The organism is Actinomadura kijaniata NBRC 14229, assembly GCF_001552175.1.
In the GTDB taxonomy this organism is placed as follows: Bacteria; Actinomycetota; Actinomycetes; order Streptosporangiales; family Streptosporangiaceae; genus Spirillospora; species Spirillospora kijaniata.
On sequence record NZ_BCQR01000010.1, the window covers coordinates 51,821 to 72,901 of the forward strand.

Sequence of the window (21,081 nt, forward strand, 5' to 3'; positions counted from 1 at the left end):
GGTCATGGCGCACGGTGTGCGGGAGGTGCCGAAGGCGGCGTTCGGGGCGGCCGCGGTCGCGCTGTTCGTCGCGGCGGCCAACCTGCGGCCCGCGATCGCCGCGGTGTCGCCGCTGGTGGAGCGGGTCCAACGGGACCTGGAGCTGTCCGCGACGGCGGTGTCGCTGCTCACCACGGTCCCGACGCTGGCGATGGGGGTCTGCGCCCCGTTGGCCGCCGTCGCCGCGCGGCGGCTCGGGCTGCAGCGCGGGGTGCTGCTCGGCCTGGCGATCATCACGGTGGCCACCGCGGCCCGCGCGTTCGGCGGCGCGGCCTGGATCCAGCTGAGCTGCGCCGCCGTGGTCGGCGCCGGGATCGCCATCGCGCAGACGCTGCTGCCCGCCGTGGTCAAGGCGCGCTTCGCCGACCGCGCGGGCGTGGTCACCGGGCTCTACACCGCGGGCCTCGGGCTGGGCGGCGCGGTCGCGGCAGGGGTCAGCGCCCCGCTCGCCGACGCGCTCGGGTCCTGGCCGGGGGCGCTGGCCTCCTGGGCGGTGCTCGCGGCCGCGGGCATGGTGGTCTGGTCGGCCGCGCGCCGCTCGCTCGCGCTGGACGACGTCGCCGCCCCCGCCGGGCCCGCGACCGCCGGGCTGCCCTGGCGCAGCGCGGCCGCCTGGCGGATCACCGCGCTGGCGGCGGGCAACTCGGCGCTGTACTACTGCGAGCTGGCCTGGGTGGCGCCGCTGCTCCAGGACGACGGCGGACGCGGCGCGACCGCCGCCGGGGCGCTGCTGACCGTGATGATCGCGATCCAGGTCGCCGCCATGCTGGCCGTGCCCGCGCTGCTGGGCGAACGCGCCGACCCTCGGGCCGGCCTCGCCCTCACGACCGCGCTGACCGCCGTGGGCTTCGCCGGGCTGGCCGCCGTCCCCGCCGTCCCCTGGCCGTGGGTGCTCGCGCTGGGCGTCGGCCACGGCGGCCTGTTCACCCTCGTGCTGACCCTGCCGGTGGTGGTCGGCCGGGACCCGCGGGAGGCGGGCCGGATCAGCGCGATGGCGTTCTTCGTCGGGTACGCCGCCGCCGCGCTGGCGCCGGTCCTGGTCGGCGTCCTGCGCGACGCGACGGGAGGCTTCCGGCCCGCCTTCGGCGCCCTGGCCGCGCTGACCGCCCTGATGCTCGTCCCGATCACCCGCCTGCGCTGACCCTCCGGAAGCGAGAAGCTCCGGGCGCTCGAGATGGCCAGGAGAGAAACCACCATGTCACGCCCTCCCGTATCGCGGGCGCGGCGGCCTCGGTCCCGGCGGCGGGTCTGCTCGTGGAAGCCCCGGGCGTCGGCCACGGTGAAGGTCTCGCCCACGCAGGGCACCGTGACCACCGCCGCGAAGGCCAAATACCGAGCCGAGGTCACGTGCAAGGCCAAGTGACGCTGGGGCAAGGGCTACGTCAAGACCGACGGCAAGCCCGGCCCGAACGGCAAGACCCGCGTCCTGGGATGGGGCTACGCCGTCCAGCGAACCAGGAGCAATCACAAGAACACCCGCGTGGAGGCGTGGCGCATCTCCGGAGCGCCACCGGCGAGCATTGGTCAGGTGGTCCCTGCCACGTGACCAACGGCATCGAGGACAACAAGTGGCACCAGGGCAAGCTGTACTCCAACAGCACCCACATCGATAAGGGCACGCTCGGCCAGATGTACATCGCCTTCGTCTTCGAGTTCGACAAGGGCACCGGCGGCGGCTGCACCAAGCGCCTGTGCGTCAAGGACCTAAAGAAGATCCATTGAACGGAGCCCGGCTCCAGCCGCTGGGGCGAGCCCAGCACGCCCTGGCCGCTGGCTCCTCGCATGCAACCGCCCTCCCCGCTCCCGCATCTCATAGAGGACACCAACGCGGGAGCGACCATGCCCCACATGGACCTGACCCCAGCCGAACGAGCCCTCTGGAACGCGTTCCCTGAAGCCAGTCCAGTCGAATGCCCCAGCGCTCCAATCCGCGCCGAGGTAATCGTCCGTCTCCTCTTGGGAGCCCACACCCCTTCCCCTGGCAAGAACCCTGTCATCCGCCTCACGGGCGCGCACATCACCGGCCAACTCGACCTGTCCTACACCGAAACCAAGTACGCCCTGATCCTGAATTCCTGCTCTTTCGACGAGCCTCCACTATTGACCGGGGCACGCACAGGAATGATCCGCATGATCGCCTGTGACCTCCCTGGGCTGGAAGCCCAGGACGTACAGATCGAGGGCGTTCTCGGCTTGACGGCCAGTCGCTTCACTGCTCCCGTTCTCCTCAACGGTGCACACATCACTGCAAGTCTTTGCCTAAACGAGACCACCCTCCAAGGAGATCCAGCACTCCACTGCGCCAACGTAAGGATCGAGCAGGACCTGACCGTTCAGAACGCCGTGATCAACGGCGAAGTCACCCTGTGGAACACACAGGTCGGAGGGGTGCTGGTCCTCGCTCACACTCAAATAACCAACCCTGGAGGAGCAACCTTCAACGGCCCTGGCGTCGTCGTTGAGAACGGCCTCTTCGCCTCCTGCCTCAGGTCTGAAGGCGGAGTGCAACTCCAGGACGCCCGCATTGGCCGCCGTTGCACGTTCCGTAGCGCCCATCTCACCAACCCGAGTGGTATCGCACTTCGCGCCGAACGCCTCACCGTCGAAGGCATCCTCGCCCTGAACGGTGGTTTCACCGCTGAAGGAGAAGTCCTACTCCAAGCCGCCACGGTCCATGGACCGCTCTACCTGAACAACGCCAGACTGATCAACCCTGATGGCCTCGCATTCAACGCCAATACCGCCACGTTCGACGGCGGCATCCACGCGTTCCGGAGCTTCACTGCAAACGGCATGTTCTCACTCGTCGCTGCCCAGGTCAGAGACGCCCTCAACTTGACTGACGCCCGATTGAGCAACCCCGGCGGTATCTCGCTTGCCGCGCACCGCATGGAACTCAACGGCGCGCTCCTCTGCCGAAATCTTCATTCCAGAGGTAAGATCGCGCTGGACAACGCCAAGGTCAGCTCCAACATCGACCTTTCAAGTGCACGCCTCGTCAACCCAGGCGACACGCATTTCAGTGGTGACGGACTACAGGCAGAAGGCGGCTTTCTCGCACGTGAGCTCACAGCTGAAGGCGAGATGCGTCTGCAAGATGCTCGTGTCGGCCGCCGCTGCACGCTGAGTGGTGCCCGCCTCTCCAACCCGAATGGCGCCGCGCTGAACGCCGAACGCCTCACAGTCGAAGGCATCCTCGCGCTGAATGAGACGTTCACGGCCGAAGGCGAGGTCATGCTGCGGACTGCCGCCATCAACGGATCGCTCTTCCTCAGTGAGGCGAGACTCCAGAATCCGGGTGGCACCGCGCTCAACGCCGGGCTCGCCACCATCGAGAACGGAATCCGCGCGTCGCGCGGGCTCACGGCGTTCGGCATGGTTTCTCTCGTGGGCGCCGTCATCCGGGGGTCGGTGTCGCTCGACAACGCTCGTCTCACCAACCCCCAGGGCACCACGCTCTGGGCCTCTCGCGCCGATATAGGCGGAACCCTCTTCTGCCGCCAGGGGTTCCATTCCGAAGGTACGATCATGCTCGATGACACCCGAATCGGTGCCGGCCTGGAGTTTCCGAACGCACAGCTCGTCAATCCTCACGGTCCGGCTCTCGTCGCCTGGCGGTTGAATGTGGGTGGCACCCTGAACCTGTGCTCCGGTTTCAACGCAAAGGGACGTGTGTCCTTCGCCGCGGCCCAGGTCGGCGACCTGTTCTGTATCCAGGCGGCGACCTTCTACGACGAGCTCGACCTGCGCAAACTCCGAGCTATGTCGATGCGCACGGATGATCGCACAGTATTCCGCAGTACCGTGGACCTCCGCCACGCGGTCATCACCATGTTGAGTGACGAACCGTCGCGTTGGCCGTCCGGTACCCGGCTGGACGGCCTCGTCTACGAGATCCTGGAAACTTCCCCTCTGATCCGCGACCGGCTCGCATGGCTGGCCAGGAGCGCGGAAGCCCATCACCCCCAGCCGTACGAGCACCTCGCCGCGCTCTACCGTCGCCAGGGACACGAGACCGAGGCACGAGACGTCCTCCTCGCCGCGCAACGTCGTCAGCGGGCGGGCTTGTCGCCGCTTCTCCGTGTCTGGGGGTTGGTACAGGACTGGACGGTCGGTTACGGATATCGGCCGTTCCGGGCGGCGATCTGGTTCTTGACATTGCTGGCCATCGCCACCACCGCATTCGCGCTTCGGCACCCACCGCCTGCCAAACCCGCTGAGGCTCCTCCCTTCAACGCTTTCCTCTACTCGCTCGACCTGCTCATTCCTGTGGTCGGATTCGGGCAGGAAGGGGCGTTCCACCCTCGTGGATGGCAGCAGTGGCTGGCGGCCACGATGATCGTCGCAGGATGGGTGCTCGCGACCACAATCGTCACCGGGATCACGCGCACCCTCGCTCGGCAGTGAGAGACGCCAGCCGATCATGATCGCGTTATGTGGGCGACGCCGCCCGCCTGCGCTGATCCGGGTCCGGCGGTCGTCGGCGGGTTGAATGGGCGGATGCTTCGGACTCGTCCTGACTCCCGGCCGGTCGTGGTCGTCCTGTCGCTGGTGTTCGGTGGCGCGGTCGCCACCGGCGCCATGGCCGTGACGACGGTGGCGCGGATGTACACGTCGGACTTCCTGCGCGAGTTCCGCGACTCGCTGGGGTTCGTCGTCCTGCAGTGCCTTCTCGTGGGGCTGCTCGTCGGCGTGGCCCTGCTGGTGGTGCGGTCGCGGAGCTTGGTGCTTCCAGCTGTGGCCGCCGTCGTGGCGCTGGTCGCGCTCTACGTGGGCGCCTCTTTCGGGTTCCTGCTCGCGCCGCTGGTCACGGGCCACGGCCCGAGCCTGAGGTTCGCGGCCCCCTGGCGGCCCGCCTTCTCCCTCACCCTGCTCGTCGCCCCCGGCGTGGCGGCGCTGCTGTCCGGGCTGCGCGTCCTGATCACGCGGAGCCCGGCGTCGCGGGCGGGCGGAGCCGGTGATGCCCGTCCTTGACGGGATGCGCCGCCCGCCGCCGGGCCCGACAATGCCCCGGTGAGCGAACTCGACTTCTTCGCCGATCTGCTGGCCACCGGGACGGTGCTGGGGCTCGACCACACCAGTTCCCTGGACGAGGTCGAGGCGGTCCTCGGGAGGGTGGAGGATCCCTGGACCCCGCCCGGCGGCATGCTCCTTGATTTCGGGCTGGTCGAGTTCGGCTGGCATCGGGACGATCGCGGTTCTCCCTGGTCGGTGACCTACTTCGGGGCGCAGGCCCATCGGCTGGCGTGGCTCGTGGAGGACGGCGGGGTCGAGCCGCGGCTCGTCGAGCGCTACGGGCCGTTCCGCTCGCGGCCCGATGCCGGGGAGCTTCTGGGGGCCCTGCGGGAACGCGGCTTCCCGCTGGAGGAACGCCCCTCCCTCAACGACGGCTGCGCCGAGTACTGGGAGCCGACCTCCCGCATGGGCCTCATCGCCGAATCCTCTGGGGACGTGGTGAAGGTGCTCGGGCCACAGCCTTCTCCGGCCTGGCTGCGGTTCCGAGGGCGGAAGCAGACGTTCGAGTCCTACGCCGGGCACCTGGTCCCGCTTTCCGAGCCGGAGCTCTCGGCCTGGCTGGACGAGCGGGAGCCCGCCGGGCCCGAACGCGCCGACTGGTGGCACTGCCTGCGCGGCGCCGCCGGTGGCCCCGCCCGGTGGCGGCTGGCCAAGGCGTTGGACCGCCAGGCCGCCGAACGGGGCGTCGATCCGCCGGACGAGGCCGCCGTCACCCTCGTCCGGAATCTGGTCAGGGACGGCGCCGATCCGAGCGAGGCGGTCGAACGCTGGCTCGCCGCCGTTCCGCCCCTCGCCGAGGCCGAGCGCCTGGCCGCTGTGCGCTCGCTCGCCCCGGACGAGATCCGCCTGTCCCGCCGCCTCCGCGACCAGATCCACGACCTCCGGACCGTCCTGCCGTCCACGCACTCCCCCGAGCTGCGCGCCTGGTTCGCCCTCCGGTCCGCCCTGCTCGGCGGCGGAACGCGGGAGAGCTGATGGACAGCGTCAGCGTCGTCCATGTCGAGACGTGCCGTTCCTGCGGCGGGCGGACGCGTTGCCACGGTGGGCAGAGCCTGGTCGGCGACGTCCTGCACTGGGGCATCGAGCGGTCCTGCCCCGCGTGCGGCGGCGCCGAAGCCGTGTGGGCAAGGGCGACCTCCCCGACGACCTGCGGCGGCGTCTCCTCGCCGCGTGCCCTCCCGCCCGGCTCCGTCTGACGATCCCGGACCCCGACCGCGTGCGGGGCATGAAGGTCCTGCGTTCTGTGCTGGGTCTTGACCTCGCTTCGGCCGGGGCCGTGTTCGAGCAGGTCAGGGCGGGCGGCTACACCGGAACGCCGCCGGAGATCGCGCTGCTGGCGCGGGTCCTGGCGCGTTCCGGTGTCCCCGCCGAGGTCCGCTAGGGAACGGCGAGCCGCGCCATCTCCTCGGCGGAGAGCTCCAGTGTTCCGGCCGCGATGTTCTCCTCCAGGTGGGAGGGGTCGCCGGTGCCCGGGATGGCCAGGACGTGCGGTCCCTGCCTCAGCGTCCACGCCAGGCGGACCTGCGCGGGGGTCGCGTCGTGGGCACGGGCGATCTCCTCCAGCGCCGCGTGGCCGAGGTCCACGGATCCGGCGTCCCTCCCGGACCCCGCGATCGCGTAGAACGGCACGTACGCCACCCCCTGCTCCCCGCAGGAGCGCAGCAACGCCTGCTCCTCCGGCGGCGCGCCGATCCCGTAGGGGTTCTGCACGCACACGACCGGCGCGATCGCCTGCGCCTCGGCGAGCTGGGCGGCGGTCACGTTGGAGACGCCGAGGTGGCGGACCAGACCGGCGTCGCGCAGCGCGGCCAGCGCGCCGAAGTGCTCGGCCAGCGACCCGTTCCGGCGGCTGCGGGGGAGCCGCAGGTTGGCCAGGTCGAGGTGGTCGCGGCCGAGCTGGCGCAGGTTCTCCTCCACCTGGCCGCGCAACCGGGCGGGCTCGGCCCACCACCAGTCCCCCGACGGGTCGCGGGCGGGCCAGACCTTGGTGGCGATGACGAGGCCGTCGGGGTAGGGGGCGAGGGCCCGGTTGATCAGTTCGTTCGCCGAGCGCAGCGGCGAGAAGTAGAACGCGGCGGTGTCGATGTGGTCGACGCCCAGGTCGACCGCGCGCCGCAGCAGGGCGACGGCGCGGTCCCGGTCGGTCGCGGTGAGCCGCATCGCCCCGAACCCGATGCGGTTGACCGTCAGGTCGCCCAGCGTCCAGGTCCCGGCAGCGGCGGCGGAAAGGGTGTTCTCGCTCATGAACGCAGAATGCGCCCCGTCGGAGGAGGCGCCGGGAACACGTTACCGGGTCCGGAGCGCGATCAGCGCAGCAGGGAACGCCCGGTCGGCGACAGGCGCAGCGCCCCCGGCACGTCCTCGCGCGTGAACGTCACCCGCACCCGGTCCGTGCGGACCGGCAGCCGGGGGAAGTCGTTCTCCGCGTCCAGCGTCTCCAGGACCGCCAGCGCCCCCGGGCGTCGCGGGGCCGACGGCGGCTCCACCACCGCCGTCAGCGTCGTGCCCGGCGGCTCGGCCCCATGACCCGGACGCGACCCGGGCACCGTGAAGTCCCGCACCGGGCTCAGCAGGCGCGCGTCGGACACGTCGAGCATGGTCGCGTTCGCCCGCTCGCGGTGCGCCGCCCACACCGGGCCCCCGTAGAACGCCGTCAACGCCTTCAGCCGCGTCTCCAGGTCCGCGAACGACCGCACCCACACGAACCGGTCCGGGTCGTCCAGGTCGCGGAACGTCCCCACGATCCGCATCCCGCACTCTTCCTGGGCCTCGACGAACTCCCTCTCGAACAGGTCGATGAGCTCGTCGCGGCGGCCCGGCCGCAACGTGTACTGGCGCAGCTCGATCACGGTCATCCGGTCACCTTCGCGTGGAACGGTCCGGGGCCGCAAGGGGCGGGGGCGCCATGCGGCCCACGGATCGCGCCATGGAGGGGTCAGCCGCCCGAGGCCGCGGCGCTCGCCGCGACCGTCACCGCGATCAGCACCGCGCCCTGGATCTCCTGGATCGCCCTGCGGACCGCCTCGCCGCCCCAGTCCCGTTCGCCGATCTCCTTGCCGCGCCGCTTGAGCGCCCTGCGGTCGGCCTCGGGGAACAGCTTCGGCAGCAGGCCCACCGTGTGCACGAGCGCGACCAGCGCGGCCGTGCGCGGGTCCGGGTCGGCCCCGGCCACGACGGTGGCGCGGACGCGTTCCAGGACCTCGGCCTCGACGCCCGGGTCGGCGGGCTTCCACGCCTTGCTGGGGAACAGTCCGAGGACCTTCCCCTGCTCCTCGCGCAGCGCGCCCGCCTCGGCGAGGTCCGCCAGCAGCGCGTCGCGCAGGTCGCGGCCCCGGTCGCCGCGCCAGCCGTTGAACCCGGCGGCCCGGGACACCGCGTCCTTGGGCTTGCGGCCGGCGACCAGTTCGACGAGCCCGGCGAAGCGTTCGTGGGCGACGGGCCCGCCGGTCGCCGCCAGGCGGCCCGGCTCGCGGCCCGGCTCGTCCGGCCCGGTCAGGCGGAGCGCGCCGTCGAGGGCGAGCTCGACGATCGCCGCTCCGGCCAGCGCCGCCTTGAGCCTCGTGCCGTCCACCATGGGCTTGCCGGTGTCGTCGCGCAGCGCCAGCAGCAGGAACTCTTCAGCCAGGGTCAGTGCCATGCCCCTATGACTACCGGTGGTGCCGCAACGGTTCCACGGCGGGGTCACCAGTCGGCGGCGCCCGCGAACGACGTCTCCTCCGGCTCGTAGCCGAGGACCTCCCGGGCGGCCGTGATGTCCAAGGTGCGTTCCACCGCCAGATGGCTGATGGCGTACCGCGTCAGGCGCGGCGGCGAGGCGCTCCCGGCCAGCAGGAACGCCCCCTCCACCGCCGCCGCCAGCGGGCGCGCGGCGCGGTGGGGCAGGTAGACCGGCCGGGCCCGGATGCCGCGTTCGGCCAGGATCGCGCGGAACGCGTCGTCCAGCACGACCGGTTCGGCGTCGGTGACGTTGAAGACGCCGGAGGCGACCGGGCCGGTGGCGGCGAGCAGGCACGCCGCCACCAGGTTGGTGACCGAGGTGAGGCTGACCGGCTGGCGGCCGGTGCCGACGGCGACCAGCAGCGGGCCGCGCACCGCCGCCAGCACGCGCGGCAGCAGCGTCGTGTCGCCCGGCCCGTACACCGCGTGCGGGCGCAGGACGACCGTGTCGCGGCGGGCGGCGAGGACCGCGCGTTCGGCGGCGGCCTTGGACGCGCCGTAGGCGTTCAGGTACCGCGCGACCGGGGCCTCGTCCTCGGCCGCCCGCACCGTCGGCCGGAACGGGTCGTACACGCTGGCGGTGCTGACGTGCACGAACCGCGCGCCGGGGAACGACGCCAGCGCGTTGCGTGTCCCGGTCACGTTGGTCGTGAACAGGTCGGCCGCCGGTCCCCAGTCGGTGACCGAGCCCGCGCAGTGGATCACGGCGTCCACCGGCGGCACGTCGGCGAGCGGCCCGCGGGTGAGGTCCCAGGAGCGGTAGGGCGCGCCCGCCAGGTGCCCCGGCGCGACCGTCGCGCGCCGCCCGAACGCCAGCGTCTCGATCCCCCGCCCCACCAGCGCCCGGCACACCGCCCCGCCGACGAAGCCGGAGGCCCCCGTCACCGCGATCCTCATCGCTCCCCCCGCCGCACGAGTTCCCTCAGCCGTTCCCGGTCGAGCTTGCGGCCGCGTCCCGAACGCGGCAGCTCGGGCACGGGCACGATGCGGTCCGGCAGCGCGTCGTGGTCGATGACGTCGCGCAGGCGGCGGTCCAGCCCGGCGGTCGCGCCGACGACGGCCAGCACGACCTCCTCGTCGCCGGTCCCGGGGTCGGGCAGCCCCACGTAGGCGGCCTCGACGACGCCGGGCAGCGCGGCGACGGCGGGTTCGTACAGGCCGGGGTACAGGTTGAACTTGCCCCGGATGAGCATGTCCTTCTTGCGGCCGGTGAGGACCAGGCGGCCGTCGTCGATCCGCGCCAGGTCACCGGTCGGGAGCCGGTCCAGCGGCGGTTCGCCCAGGTAGCCGCGGCACAGGTTCGGGCCGGACAGCAGCAGCTCGCCGTCGTCCGCGACGACCGCGTCCACCAGCGGCTCGCCCAGCAGGTCGCCGTCGGCCCCCGACGCGGTGTGGGCGATCTTGTCCTCGGCGGACGCGAGGGCGACCGGCAGGATCTCCGTCATCGCGTACACCGACAGCACCTTCGCCGAGGGGGCCGCCGCGACGGCCCGCCGCAGGACGCCCGCCGGGGCCGGGGCCGCGCCCAGCAGCACGTACCGCAGGTGGCCGGGCAGCCGGGGCGCGGCGTCCAGGACCTCGGCGAGGTGGACCGGCACGCAGAACGTGTGCGTCGCGCCGCGCTCGGCCAGCAGCCTCGCGAAGTCGGCCGGGGGGCAGGACAGCGGCGGCATCGACCACCGCGCCCCCGAGATCAGGGTCGGCAGCCCCAGCATCAGCTGGTCGGTGTGCACGACGTCGCCCGGGCCGAGCGGCAGCCGCTCCCGGAACAGGTCGAGCGCCGCCGCCAGCGAGCCCTGCGTGTGCACGACCGCGCGCGGGTTCGCCGTGGTGCCGGACGTGAAGATCACGGCGGCGGGCGCGTCCGGATCGCCGGTGAACGGCTCCTCCGGCGCGTCCCCGGCGGCCAGCGACGCGAAGGACAGCGCCCCGCGCGGCACCCCCGGCAGCCGCCGCCCGGTGAAGACGTGGCGCATCGGCCGTTCGTCACCGGGGATCCGCAGGTCGGCGAGGTTGGGCAGCAGCAGCCCCCGGCGCCGCGCGTACGCCCGCACCGGGCGCAGGCGGCTGCCCGCGTACAGCAGCGACTCGGCCGCCGACCAGCGCGGGCGCGCCAGCCCCAGCCGCGCCGTGAACATCTCCGGTCCGGCGCCGGGGTCGGCGAACACCACGACCCCGCCCGCCGCGACGACGCCCAGCGCCAGCACCAGCGACTCCGGCGACGGCCGCACGGAGAACAGCACGCCGTCGCCGGGTTCCATCCCGGCGGCCAGCAGCCCGTGCCGCACGGCCAGCACGCGGCGGCGCAGGTCGCCGTAGGTGAGCTCCGCGCCGTCCCCCGCGACGAGCGCGACCTCCGCGGGGGTGCGCGCCGCCTGCTCCAGCAGCCTCGCGACCAGCGTCACGCCCTCGCCTCCTTCCGGATCACCAACCGCTTGTAGGTGGGCAGCAGCACCCCGCGCGCCGCCGCCCGGCGCGTGATCCTGACGGGGGCGGCGGCCAGGACGGTCCGCGCGACCGCCCGCGTCTCGGCCATCGCCAGCGGGTACCCGATGCAGAACCGGGGCCCGGCCCCGAACCACAGCCGCCGCAGCTCCGGCGGGTGCGGCCGGTCCAGGTCGAACGGCCCGTGGGCGGCGCAGCAGTTGTGCGTGGCGATCAGCACCCGGTCGCCGGGCCGCACCGCGACCCCGCCGATCTCCGCCCGCGCGTGCACGCCGCGCAGCATCACCGGCGTCGGCGTCACCACCCGCATCGCCTCGTCGATCGCCCGGTCCAGCAGCCCGTCCGGGTCGGCGGCGACGCGGTCCAGCGTCCCGGTGTCGCACAGCAGCGCGATCATCCGGGGCACCAGCGTCGCGACCGTCTCGGTCCCGGTGAGGAAGAACGCCCCGGCCGCGCCGCGCGCCTCCTCCTCCGACAGCCCGAGCGAGCGCATCCGGCCCATGACCGTGCGGTCGTCCCCGGCCGCGTACGCTTTCGCGGCGATGTCGCCGAGCGGGTCCAGGACCTCGCGGGCCACGGCGATCTGCTCGTCCGACAGCCGCCGGGTGCGCAGCGACACCATCGCGGTGATCCGCTCGCCGCCCTCGAACAGCGCCCGGTAGTCCCCCTCCTCCGCCTCCAGCCCGATGACCCGCCCGATCACCGTTCCGGCCATGGTGCGCATGGTGTCCACCAGGTCCACGACCGCGCCGCGTTCCAGCCGGTCGGCGAGCCGGGCCAGCGGACCGGCCAGCACCTCCGCGCACAGGGCCTCGGTATAGGCGGGCGTGAACAGCTCGGTCAGCCGCGCCCGCATCGCCCGGTGCTCCTCGCCCTCCATGTTGAGCAGCACCGACGGCCCCAGCACCGGCGTCCACAGGTCGCCGGGCGAGCCCGGCCCGTCCTTGCGGAACGTCTCCCGGTCCATCAGCACCTCGCGGGCCGTCGCGGCGTCGTTCACCACCACGCCGACCCCCGGCACCCGCACGACCGGCCCGCGCCGCGCCAGCCCCCGCAGCAGCGGGTAGGCCAGCGGATGCGCCGCCAGGTACAGCCGCCTCTCCCAGCCGGTCATGGCGCCGCCTGGTCTGGACTGAGGAGTATCGAGATCGGGAGCTTGCGAGCGATCGTGTGAGCGACGAGGGAAGACCTGGCGTCAAAGCGCCAGGACCCGTCGTGCCGGAGGCGCGACAATGAGCCCGTCACCGGATGTCCACCACTTCCGGGCGGTACCGGTGGTCGGCGTACCAGCCCAACGTCCTGACCAGCCCGAACGCCCGCAGCCGCCGCACCGAGCCGTACACGACCACATCGTCGCGCAGCCCGTAGTCGGCGGTGAGGCGGCGGACCCGGTTCACCAGCGCGCGGTCCTCGTGCACGTCCTCGATGCGGGTGCGCGGGAAGCCTCCGGCGCGTTCGTACAGGTCGGCGGTGATGGCGACGTTGCAGCCCGGCATCATCACGTACGGCCCCAGGTACAGCGGATCCTGGTTGCCGGGCCGGAACCGCCCGAACAGCGCCGCCGTCCGCACGACCGCCGGCAGCAGCCGCCGCTCCCACCACTTCAGCGGGAACTCGTCGGTGCGGGGCAGCAGCGGCCCGCTCACCATCAGCAGCCCGTCGTCGAACGCCCGCTTCACCGCCGCCACCCACTCCGGGTGCGGCAGGCAGTCGGCGTCGGTGCGCGCGACGTGCGTGGCGCCGCCCGCGACGGCGTGCCGGACGCCGGTGTCGGCGGCGGCCCCGGTGCCCTTCTCGGCCTCGTGGACGATCCGCACGTCCAGCTTCGGGTTCTCCTCGGCGAACGCCCGCACGATCTCGGCGGTCCGGTCGGTGCTGGCGTTGTCCACCACGACCAGGGTGAAGTCGGTGTCGGTCTGCTCGCCCAGCCGCCGCAGCGTCGCGCCGATCGACCTCTCCTCGTCGTAGGCGGGGATGACGATCCACAGCTCCATGGGCGCCCCTCCTCTCACAGCTCGGCGAAGGTGACGCCGAGGCTGACGCCGCCCGCCAGCCCCACCATCGCGACCCTGTCGCCGGGGCGGCAGCGGCCCTCCCGGATCGCCGTGGCCAGCTGCACCGGCAGCGACGCCGACGCCATGTTGCCGTGCTCGGGCAGCGTCACCACCAGCTTCTCCGCCGGGATCCCCAGGATCGACCGCAGGATCTCCAGATACGGCAGCGTCACCTGGTGGACGGCGATCACCGCGAAGTCGTCCCAGGTCAGGCCGGTCTTCGTCAGCGCGTTCACGAAGATCTCCGGGCCGTGGCCGACGAACGCGTCCTTGAGCCGGCGCCCGTCCCCGCTGAAGTAGGTGTACTCGGGGTCGCGCGGGTGCATCGACCCGCCGCCCGGCAGCGTCCCCACCCGCCAGGCCGCCGACACCGCCGCGAAGTCCCGGTAGAAGATCCCGCCGTCGGAGGCGGCCTCCACGACCACCGCCGCGCCCGCGTCCGACAGGGTGTAGCCCGCGAACGCGTCCACGAACTGCGCCCGGTCGCGCACCGACCAGCGGATCGCCCGCGACGGGGCCTCGCCGGTGCACACCAGGACCCGTTCGGCCTGGCCGGTGCGGATCAGCGCGTCGGCGGTCTGGAGGCCGTTGAGGAAGCTGTTGCAGGCGTTCTTGACGTCGAAGACCGGGCAGGTCGCGCCGAGCTTGGCGGCGACGATGTGCGCGGTGGCCGGCTCGACCAGGTCCTGCGAGGCGGACCCGAACACCAGCAGGTCGAGCCGGTCGGCGGGCAGCCCCCGGTCGGCCAGCGCGGTCCGGGCGGCGGCCACCGCCAGGTCCGACGCCTGCTGGTCGTCGTCCATCACGTGCCGGGACCGGATGCCGGTCATCCGCTCCACGATGGTCGGGTGGGGCCGGAACGCCGGGCTCGCCGCGTCGACGCGCGCCTCGACCTCGGCGCTGGTCAGCGTGCGTTCGGGCAGATGGGCCGCGACGGCGGCGATGCGTGCTCGCATGGCTGGTGACTCCCCCGGATGTCCAGTTCGGTGCGTGGTAGGGGCGTCAGGGAGGGCGCCCGGAACCAGACTCGCCGGGTCTCGGCGGCGCGGACAGAGAGACCTTACGGAAATGTACGTGAGTACCACTACTCATCCGAATTGAGCCCTCCCCCCGTTTCCGCACGTGGAGGGCGATCGGGAGACTGTGTCCCGTGACCGAGAGCGACGTGACCCCCACCGTGACCCGGGCGCCGCGCGGCGCCGCCGAACGCGCGGAGCGGCGGCTGCTGTGGCACGGCAACCCCGGCCTGTTCGCGCTGCTGGAGGCCGCCCGGGGGCTCGGCCCGATCACCCGCGTGCCGCGCCTCGGCTGGGTGGTGACCGATCCGGTGCTGGCCCGCCGCGTGCTCAACGACCACGCCGCGTTCGGCATGAACGGCGAGGGCGGCGTCGGCCACCTGTGGACACAGTTGTTCGGGGAGGAGATGGGGAGGTTCTTCGATGGGGCGCGGCACACCGAGGTCCGCACCCGCGCCCGGGACCTGTTCACCGAGGATGCCGCCCGCGCACTGGTGGAGCGTTCCCAGGGCCCCTTCCACGAGATCATCGCCGGTCGGCTGGCGGCCGGGGAGACCGTGGACGTGGCCGACGCCACCCGCGTGCTGGCCGGGCGGATGGTCGCCGACCTGCTCGGCCTCCCGGCCGGCGGGCCCGACGACGGGTACCGCCGGATCTTCGCCGCCGGGGAGCGCCTGGCCGCCCTGGCGATGGGCACCATGGGCTCCACCGAGCTGGCCCCGGGGGTGGTGGCCCGCGCCCGCGCGATCGTCGAGGAGATCACCGTGGGGGTCGAGGACGGCTACCGCACCGGCGGTCCCGGAACGCTGCTGGGCCGCTGCCGGGAGATGGACCTCGGCCTGCCGCTGACGCGCGGGCTGGCGACGCTGCTGGTCATCGCGGGCACCGAGACCGGCGCGTCCGGCACCGCCCGCACCGTCGCGCTCCTGCACGACACCGGCCAGCAGGACCTGCTGCTGGCGGCCCGGCGGCGGGACCCGGCCGGTGAGCCCCACCGGCGGCTGCTGGCCAACGCCGTCCGGGAGGGGCTGCGGGTCGCGACGCCCGCGCCGGTGATCGGGCGGCACGTCGCGCGCGACGCGACCGTGGCGGGGCGTCGGCTGCGGGCGGGCGAGCGCGTCCTGCTGCTCACCTACCGGGCCAACAACGACGTGGGGGCGTTCGACGTCACCCGCGACTACGTGCCCGAGAACCGCCAGCTGTGGTTCGGCGGCGGGCGGCACCTGTGCCTGGGCGCGGCGGTCGCGCGCACCCAGGTCGCCCGGATGCTGGAGACGCTGCACGCGGCGGGCCGCCCCTACGAGGTGGTGTCACGCCGCGCCGCCCGCCGCGTCCTGGTCCCGAACTACGCGACCCTGAACGTCAGGCCGGCCTGACCCGCCGCCCGCGTGGGCACCGGCTCCGGGGCCTCGTCCGACGGCTGGCCCGGCGGCTGACCCGGCGGCTGGCCCGGGGGCGGCTGCTGCTGCTCGTTCTTCGGGACCTGCGGGACGACGGGCACGACCGGCGCGGGCTCGGGCCGGTTGACCCACCACAGCCCGGTGGAGATCGCCAGCAGCGCCAGCACGACCAGGACCAGCTTGAGGACGTCCGCGCGGCTCGCGCCGCCGGGCCGTTCGGCGGCGCGCCGCTCCCGGGCCGACGCCCGCTTGCGCCGCCGCCACTCGCGCCGCATCCGCCAGCGCTCGACGCGGCCGGGCGTGCGGACGCGTTCGTGCGCGGCCGGCTCCCTGATCGTCGCGCCCCGGACGAAGTCCTCGTCGAACACCGGTCCCGGCTCGTCGTGATCGGTGGTCATCGCCACCCCTTCCTCGGCGGGGAACGCCTGCTGCGCACGCTACCCGAGCCGGGCGCCGATCCCCACGCCCCGTTCCCGCCGTCCGCCGGAACACTGAATGGAACTCGTTCTAGATAAACCGTCCCTTGCGGGTGACGATCCTCACTTCCCCCACCCTTGCCTCTGACATGCTCTCTGCAATCACACCCGAGGGGGTCGCATTTCGCCAGGCGGAACGCATGTACATGCACACTTACTTTGCCGGACGGTCGACGAGACTCGTGACGAGACTCATGTCTCATTCGCTCTTGTCCCGGCTCAGGAACGGGTTCTACGGTGGGCGTGATCCCACCCCCGCGTGAGCGTGAGGAGCCCGGATGACCACCACCCCCGTGCCCGTCGCCCCCGTCCCCGGAGTCCCCGAGGGGTTCGACTTCAGCAGTCCCGACCTGATGGCCGAGCGGGTGCCGCTGCGGGAGTTCGCGGCGCTGCGCCGTACGGCCCGGCCCTGGTGGAACCCGCAGCCGCGCGGCGCGACCGGGTTCGACGACGAGGGCTTCTGGGTGGTCAGCAGGCACGCGCACATCAAGGAGATCTCCCGCGACCACGAGCGGTTCTCGGCCGCCGCCAACGGCGCGGTGATCCGCTTCAACGAGTCGTTCGGCGCCGACGAGCTGACCGTGCAGCGCGAGAACCTGCTGCTGCACATGGACCCGCCGCAGCACGCCGCGCTCCGCCGGATCGTGTCGCGCGGGTTCACGCCGCGCGTCGTCGACGGCCTGCACGACGCCCTCCAGGAGCGCGCCGGGCGCATCGTCGCGGAGGCGCGCCGGCGGGGCGGCGAGGGCGACTTCGTCAGCGAGATCGCCGCCGAGCTGCCGTTGCAGGCGATCGCCGAGCTGATGGGGGTCCCGCAGCGGGACCGCCGCCGCCTGTTCGAGTGGTCCAACCAGATGCTCGGCTACGACGACCCCGAGTACGACGCGGACCCGGCGTGCGCCGCCGCCGAGATCATCGGGTACTCGATGGACCTGGCCGAGCGGCGGCGCGGCTGCCCCGCCCACGACATCGTCACCCGGCTGGTCCAGGCCGACGTGGACGGGCGCGGGCTGAGCGACGACGAGTTCGGCTACTTCATGATCCTGCTGGCGGTCGCCGGGAACGAGACCACCCGCAACGCCATCACGCACGGGATGATGGCGTTCCTCGACCACCCCGAGCAGTGGGAGCTGTACAAGGCCGAACGTCCCGCGACCGCCGCCGACGAGGTGGTGCGGTGGGCGACGCCGGTCACCGCGTTCCAGCGCACCGCCACCCGGGACACCGAGGTGGGCGGCGTGGAGATCCGCGCGGGCGAGCGGCTGGCCATGTACTACAGCTCGGCCAACTTCGACGAGGACGTGTTCGACCGCCCCGAGCGGTTCGACGTCACCCGCGACCCCAACCCGCACCTGGGCTTCGGCGGCACCGGGGCGCACTACTGCATCGGCGCGAACCTGGCCCGGCTGGAGATCCGGCTGATCTTCCAGGCGATCGCCGACCAGATGCCGGGCATCCGCCGCGCCGGGGAGCCGCGGCGGCTCCGGTCGGCCTGGCTGAACGGGATCAAGGAGTTCCGGGTCCGGTACGCGTGACCCTTCCACCCAAAACTAGAACACGTTACAGTCAACGGGCAGGAGGCGAACTCCGTTCTAGTCGTGTTCCGTAAGGAGGCCGGATGGGCACCCCGGTGATCGTCGAGGCGGTACGCACGCCGCTCGGCAAGCGCAACGGTTGGCTGGCGGGCCTGAAGGCGCAGGCCGTGCTGGCCCACGCGCTGACGGCCGTGCTCGACCGCGCCACCCTCGATCCCGCCCAGGTGGAACAGGTTTTCGCCGGGTGCGTGACGCAGGCGGGCGAGCAGGGCGGGCACGTGGGCCGCTACGCGTGGCTGTACGCCGGTCTCCCCTGGCAGACCGGCGTGACCACGATCGACGCGCAGTGCGGGTCGGCGCAGCAGGCCGTCCACCTGGCGGCCGCGCAGGTCGCCGCCGGGGTCGTGGACGTGGCGATCGGCTGCGGCGTGGAGGTGATGAGCCGCGCCCCGCTCGGCAGCAACGTCCTGCCCGCCAGGCCGCGCCCCGACGACTGGTCGATCGACATGCCCAACCAGTTCGAGGCGGCCGAGCGCATCGCGAAGCGGCGCGGGCTGACCCGGGAGGACCTGGACGCGTTCGGGGCGCGCTCCCAGCAGCGGGCCGCCAAGGCGTGGGCCGACGGCCGCTTCGACCGGGAGATCGCCCCGATCGACGCCCCGCAGGTCGACAAGGAGAGCGCCCCGACCGGCGAGACCCTGCGCGTCACCCGCGACCAGGGGCTGCGCGAGACCACCGTCGAGGGGCTCGCCGGGCTGAAGCCCGTCCTCGGCGAGGGCGCGCTGCACACCGCCGGGACGTCCTCGCAGATCTCCGACGGCGCGGCGGCCGTGCTCGTCATGTCCGAGGACAGGGCCCGGGAGCTCGGGCTGCGTCCGCGCGCCCGCATCCGGGCGCAGGCGCTGGTCGGCTCCGAGCCGTACTACCACCTGGACGGCCCGGTCCAGTCGACCGAGAGGGTCCTGGCCCGCGCCGGGATGACGATGCGCGACATCGACATCACCGAGATCAACGAGGCGTTCGCGTCGGTGGTGCTGTCGTGGGCGAGCGTCCACCGGCCCGACCTGGACCGGGTCAACGTCAACGGCGGCGCGATCGCCCTCGGCCACCCGGTCGGCGCGACCGGCGCCCGCCTGGTCACCACGGCCCTGCACGAGCTGGAGCGCCGCGACGCCGCCACCGCGCTGGTCACCATGTGCTGCGGCGGGGCCCTGTCCACCGCGACGGTCCTGGAACGGATCCGGTGAGGCCGGAGGACCTGGGCGGTGGGGTGTGGAGCGTGCCGGTGCCGATCCCCGGCAACCCGCTCGCCCACACCCTCGTCTACGCGCTGGAGTCGCCGCGCGGGCCCGTGCTGGTCGACGCGGGCTGGGAGCACCCCGACTCCTGGGGCGCGCTGAGGGACGGGCTGGCGGCGTTCGGGATGGACGTCGCCGACGTCCACGGGGTCGTCGTCACGCACTACCACCCCGACCACGCGGGGCTCGCCGGGCGCGTGCGGGAGGCGTCGGGGGCCTGGATCGCCATGCACCGGGACGACTCGGCGGTCGTCCGGCTGTTCCGGGAGGCGGTCGCGGCCGACGACGAGCGGACCTGGGAGCTGGCGTCGCTGCGCCGCGCGGGGGCCGACGACGGCGAGATCCTCGGGACCGCCGGGCGGCGGCGCGAGCGGATCGACCCGCCCGCGCAGCCCGACCGCGAGCTGGAGGACCGGGAACTGGTGGACCTGCCGGGGCGGCGGCTGCGGGCGGTGTGGACGCCGGGGCACTCCCCCGGCCACCTCTGCCTGCACCTGGAGGACGGCGACCGCATGTTCACCGGCGACCACGTCCTGCCGAAGATCACGCCGCACATCGGGCTGTACCCCTACGACCTGCCGGACGTCGATCCGCTCGGGGACTTCCTGCGGTCGCTGGACCGGGTCGCCGCCATCCCCGTCGGCGAGGTGCTGCCCGCCCACCAGCACCGCTTCCACGACCTCGCCGGGCGCGCCGGGGAGATCGCCCGGCACCACGAGGAGCGCCTGGCCGAGCTGACCGGGCTGCTGTCGCGCGAGCCGGTGACGCTGTGGCAGGTCGCGGCGGGGCTGCGGTGGCGCGAGCCGTGGGCGGACATGTCGTCCCGGTCCCGGCGCATGGCGGCGGGCGAGGCGGCGGCGCACCTGCGCGTCCTGGAACGCCGGGGGATCGCCCGCCGGGAGGGCGACAGCGACCCGCTGCGGTTCGTCCTGCGCTGATCGTCCCGTCCCCTGGCGGCGGGGTGTCAGACACGTCACCCTCCCGACGAGACTCTTGATGAGACTGGAGTCTCATGCTAGAACTCGTTCTAGATCCAAAAACCGAGCAAGCGCTCGATCACATCGGGTCCCGTGTGGCGCGACGCGGTACCGCCCCTTTCTCCAGCGGTTCACCACCGAAGGGACGGCAGTGACGCACAAGACACGGCAGGACGTGGGCCTGGCCGGGCGGGTGGCGGTCGTCACCGGCGCCGGGCGCGGGCTCGGCCGGGCCGAGGCCCTCGCGCTCGCGGGCGCCGGGGCGCACCTGGTCCTCAACGACCTCCCCGGCGACGACGTCCACGAGACCGCCGAGCGCGTCCGCGCCGGCGGCGGCCGGGCGGCCGTGGTGCCCGGCGACGTCGCCGACGCCGCCACCGCCGACGCCCTGGTCAAGACGGCGCTGGCCGAGTTCGGCGCGCTGGACGCGGTGGTCAACAACGCCGGGTTCACCCGCGACCGCATGCTGTTCAACATGGCCGACGACGAGTGGGACGCGGTCGTCCGCGTCCACCTGCGCGGCCACTTCGTCGTCTCCCGCGCCGCCGCCGCGCACTGGCGCTCCCGGTCCAAGGAGACCGGCGGCCCCGTCTACGGCCGGATCGTCAACACCGCCTCCGAGGCGTTCCTGCTGGGCGCGCCCGGCCAGCCCAACTACGCCGCCGCCAAGGGCGGCGTCGCGGCCCTGACCCTGTCCACGGCGCAGGCGTGCGGCCGTTACGGGGTGCGCGCCAACGCCATCTGCCCGCGCGCCCGCACCGCCATGACGGCGGACGTGTTCGGCCCCGCGCCCGAGGGCGGGCCCGACCCGCTGGGCGCCGAGCACGTCGCGCCGCTGGTCGCCTACCTCGTCTCGCCCGCCGCCGACCGGGTCACCGGGCAGGTGTTCGTCGTCTACGGCGGCCGGGTCGCGGTGATGGCCCCGCCGACCGTCGCCCACCTGGTCCGCACCGACGGCGTGTGGACCGCCGACGCCCTGGCCGACGCGCTCGGCCCCCATGTCGCCACCGGGAGCGCGGGCTTCAGCGCCGCCGCCTCCCTCGCGTTCGACTGACCCGCCAGCGGTCACCCGGACCGGGCGCCGCCCGGCCCGTCCCCGGCACGCCCC

The 21,081-nt window shown here is 73.3% G+C and carries 20 protein-coding genes; 11 read left to right on the top strand and 9 right to left on the bottom strand.

The features are described from left to right. Window positions 1-4 precede the first annotated feature (4 nt). The 6 genes from AKI01S_RS04340 (at window position 5) to AKI01S_RS04365 (ending at window position 6,436) form a co-directional block, all read left to right on the top strand. The gene (locus tag AKI01S_RS04340; protein WP_067812426.1) at window positions 5-1,180 is read left to right on the top strand and encodes an MFS transporter; all 1,176 of its coding nucleotides are present in this window, start codon (window positions 5-7) and stop codon (window positions 1,178-1,180) included. A gap of 401 nt (window positions 1,181-1,581) precedes the next feature. Beyond that, complete coding sequence (locus AKI01S_RS04345; RefSeq protein WP_067812427.1) at window positions 1,582-1,761, top strand: hypothetical protein; 180 nt, start codon at window positions 1,582-1,584, stop codon at window positions 1,759-1,761. A 126-nt stretch (window positions 1,762-1,887) separates the two neighbouring features. Next, on the top strand, window positions 1,888-4,446 hold the full coding sequence (locus AKI01S_RS04350) for a translocation/assembly module TamB domain-containing protein (protein WP_157419655.1): 2,559 nt from the start codon (window positions 1,888-1,890) through the stop codon (window positions 4,444-4,446). Between the two features lie 93 nt (window positions 4,447-4,539). Next, entirely contained in the window at window positions 4,540-5,013 is a 474-nt protein-coding gene (locus AKI01S_RS04355) for a hypothetical protein (RefSeq protein WP_157419656.1), read from the top strand. 39 nt (window positions 5,014-5,052) lie between these two features. Further along, window positions 5,053-6,030, top strand: a complete 978-nt coding sequence (locus AKI01S_RS04360; RefSeq protein WP_067812430.1) for a hypothetical protein — start codon at window positions 5,053-5,055, stop codon at window positions 6,028-6,030. Window positions 6,031-6,154: 124 nt separating this feature from the next. After that, a complete protein-coding gene (locus AKI01S_RS04365; RefSeq protein WP_169813898.1) occupies window positions 6,155-6,436 on the top strand; it encodes a hypothetical protein in 282 nt (93 codons plus the stop codon). Here the strand turns inward: AKI01S_RS04365 and AKI01S_RS04370 are convergent. The 8 genes from AKI01S_RS04370 to AKI01S_RS04405 all read right to left on the bottom strand — a co-directional run bounded on the left by AKI01S_RS04370 (window position 6,433) and on the right by AKI01S_RS04405 (window position 14,227). Next, window positions 6,433-7,299: an aldo/keto reductase gene (locus AKI01S_RS04370; protein WP_067812432.1), complete on the bottom strand. Its 867-nt coding sequence runs from the start codon at window positions 7,297-7,299 to the stop codon at window positions 6,433-6,435. The genes AKI01S_RS04365 and AKI01S_RS04370 overlap by 4 nt on opposite strands. Before the next feature lie 62 nt (window positions 7,300-7,361). Then, entirely contained in the window at window positions 7,362-7,910 is a 549-nt protein-coding gene (locus AKI01S_RS54160; RefSeq protein WP_067812433.1) for an NIPSNAP family protein, read from the bottom strand. An 80-nt stretch (window positions 7,911-7,990) separates the two neighbouring features. After that, window positions 7,991-8,692: a GOLPH3/VPS74 family protein gene (locus tag AKI01S_RS04380; RefSeq protein ID WP_067812434.1), complete on the bottom strand. Its 702-nt coding sequence runs from the start codon at window positions 8,690-8,692 to the stop codon at window positions 7,991-7,993. A 44-nt stretch (window positions 8,693-8,736) separates the two neighbouring features. Then, the gene (locus AKI01S_RS04385) at window positions 8,737-9,669 is read right to left on the bottom strand and encodes an NAD-dependent epimerase/dehydratase family protein (RefSeq protein WP_067812435.1); all 933 of its coding nucleotides are present in this window, start codon (window positions 9,667-9,669) and stop codon (window positions 8,737-8,739) included. After that, window positions 9,666-11,177 (bottom strand): class I adenylate-forming enzyme family protein, encoded by a 1,512-nt coding sequence (locus tag AKI01S_RS04390; protein ID WP_067812436.1) that lies wholly within the window; start codon window positions 11,175-11,177, stop codon window positions 9,666-9,668. The genes AKI01S_RS04385 and AKI01S_RS04390 overlap by 4 nt, the downstream gene beginning before the upstream one ends. Beyond that, window positions 11,174-12,331, bottom strand: a complete 1,158-nt coding sequence (locus AKI01S_RS04395; RefSeq protein WP_067812437.1) for a cytochrome P450 — start codon at window positions 12,329-12,331, stop codon at window positions 11,174-11,176. Before AKI01S_RS04395 ends, AKI01S_RS04390 begins: the two co-directional genes overlap by 4 nt. A gap of 127 nt (window positions 12,332-12,458) precedes the next feature. Then, entirely contained in the window at window positions 12,459-13,211 is a 753-nt protein-coding gene (locus tag AKI01S_RS04400; protein ID WP_067812438.1) for a glycosyltransferase family 2 protein, read from the bottom strand. A gap of 14 nt (window positions 13,212-13,225) precedes the next feature. Further along, window positions 13,226-14,227 carry a 3-oxoacyl-ACP synthase III family protein gene (locus tag AKI01S_RS04405; protein ID WP_067812439.1) on the bottom strand — a complete coding sequence of 334 codons (1,002 nt, stop codon included), beginning with the start codon at window positions 14,225-14,227 and terminating at the stop codon, window positions 13,226-13,228. Between the two features lie 194 nt (window positions 14,228-14,421). Here AKI01S_RS04405 and AKI01S_RS50185 point away from each other — a divergent pair, with 194 nt between their 5' ends. Further along, window positions 14,422-15,663, top strand: a complete 1,242-nt coding sequence (locus AKI01S_RS50185) for a cytochrome P450 (RefSeq protein ID WP_245681467.1) — start codon at window positions 14,422-14,424, stop codon at window positions 15,661-15,663. Here the strand turns inward: AKI01S_RS50185 and AKI01S_RS04415 are convergent. After that, the gene (locus AKI01S_RS04415; RefSeq protein ID WP_067812440.1) at window positions 15,633-16,085 is read right to left on the bottom strand and encodes an SCO2583/SCO2584 N-terminal domain-containing protein; all 453 of its coding nucleotides are present in this window, start codon (window positions 16,083-16,085) and stop codon (window positions 15,633-15,635) included. The two genes, AKI01S_RS50185 and AKI01S_RS04415, sit on opposite strands and share 31 nt — an antisense overlap. 356 nt (window positions 16,086-16,441) lie before the next feature. On the opposite strand from AKI01S_RS04415, the gene AKI01S_RS04420 reads away from it, so the two are divergent. From AKI01S_RS04420 to AKI01S_RS04435, 4 genes are all read left to right on the top strand, one after another. Further along, the gene (locus tag AKI01S_RS04420) at window positions 16,442-17,698 is read left to right on the top strand and encodes a cytochrome P450 (protein WP_067812441.1); all 1,257 of its coding nucleotides are present in this window, start codon (window positions 16,442-16,444) and stop codon (window positions 17,696-17,698) included. 83 nt (window positions 17,699-17,781) lie between these two features. Continuing rightward, window positions 17,782-18,945: a steroid 3-ketoacyl-CoA thiolase gene (locus tag AKI01S_RS04425; protein ID WP_067812442.1), complete on the top strand. Its 1,164-nt coding sequence runs from the start codon at window positions 17,782-17,784 to the stop codon at window positions 18,943-18,945. 32 nt (window positions 18,946-18,977) lie between these two features. Continuing rightward, window positions 18,978-19,934 carry an MBL fold metallo-hydrolase gene (locus AKI01S_RS04430; protein WP_245681468.1) on the top strand — a complete coding sequence of 319 codons (957 nt, stop codon included), beginning with the start codon at window positions 18,978-18,980 and terminating at the stop codon, window positions 19,932-19,934. Window positions 19,935-20,124: 190 nt separating this feature from the next. Beyond that, complete coding sequence (locus tag AKI01S_RS04435) at window positions 20,125-21,027, top strand: SDR family NAD(P)-dependent oxidoreductase (protein ID WP_245681469.1); 903 nt, start codon at window positions 20,125-20,127, stop codon at window positions 21,025-21,027. Window positions 21,028-21,081 lie beyond the last annotated feature (54 nt).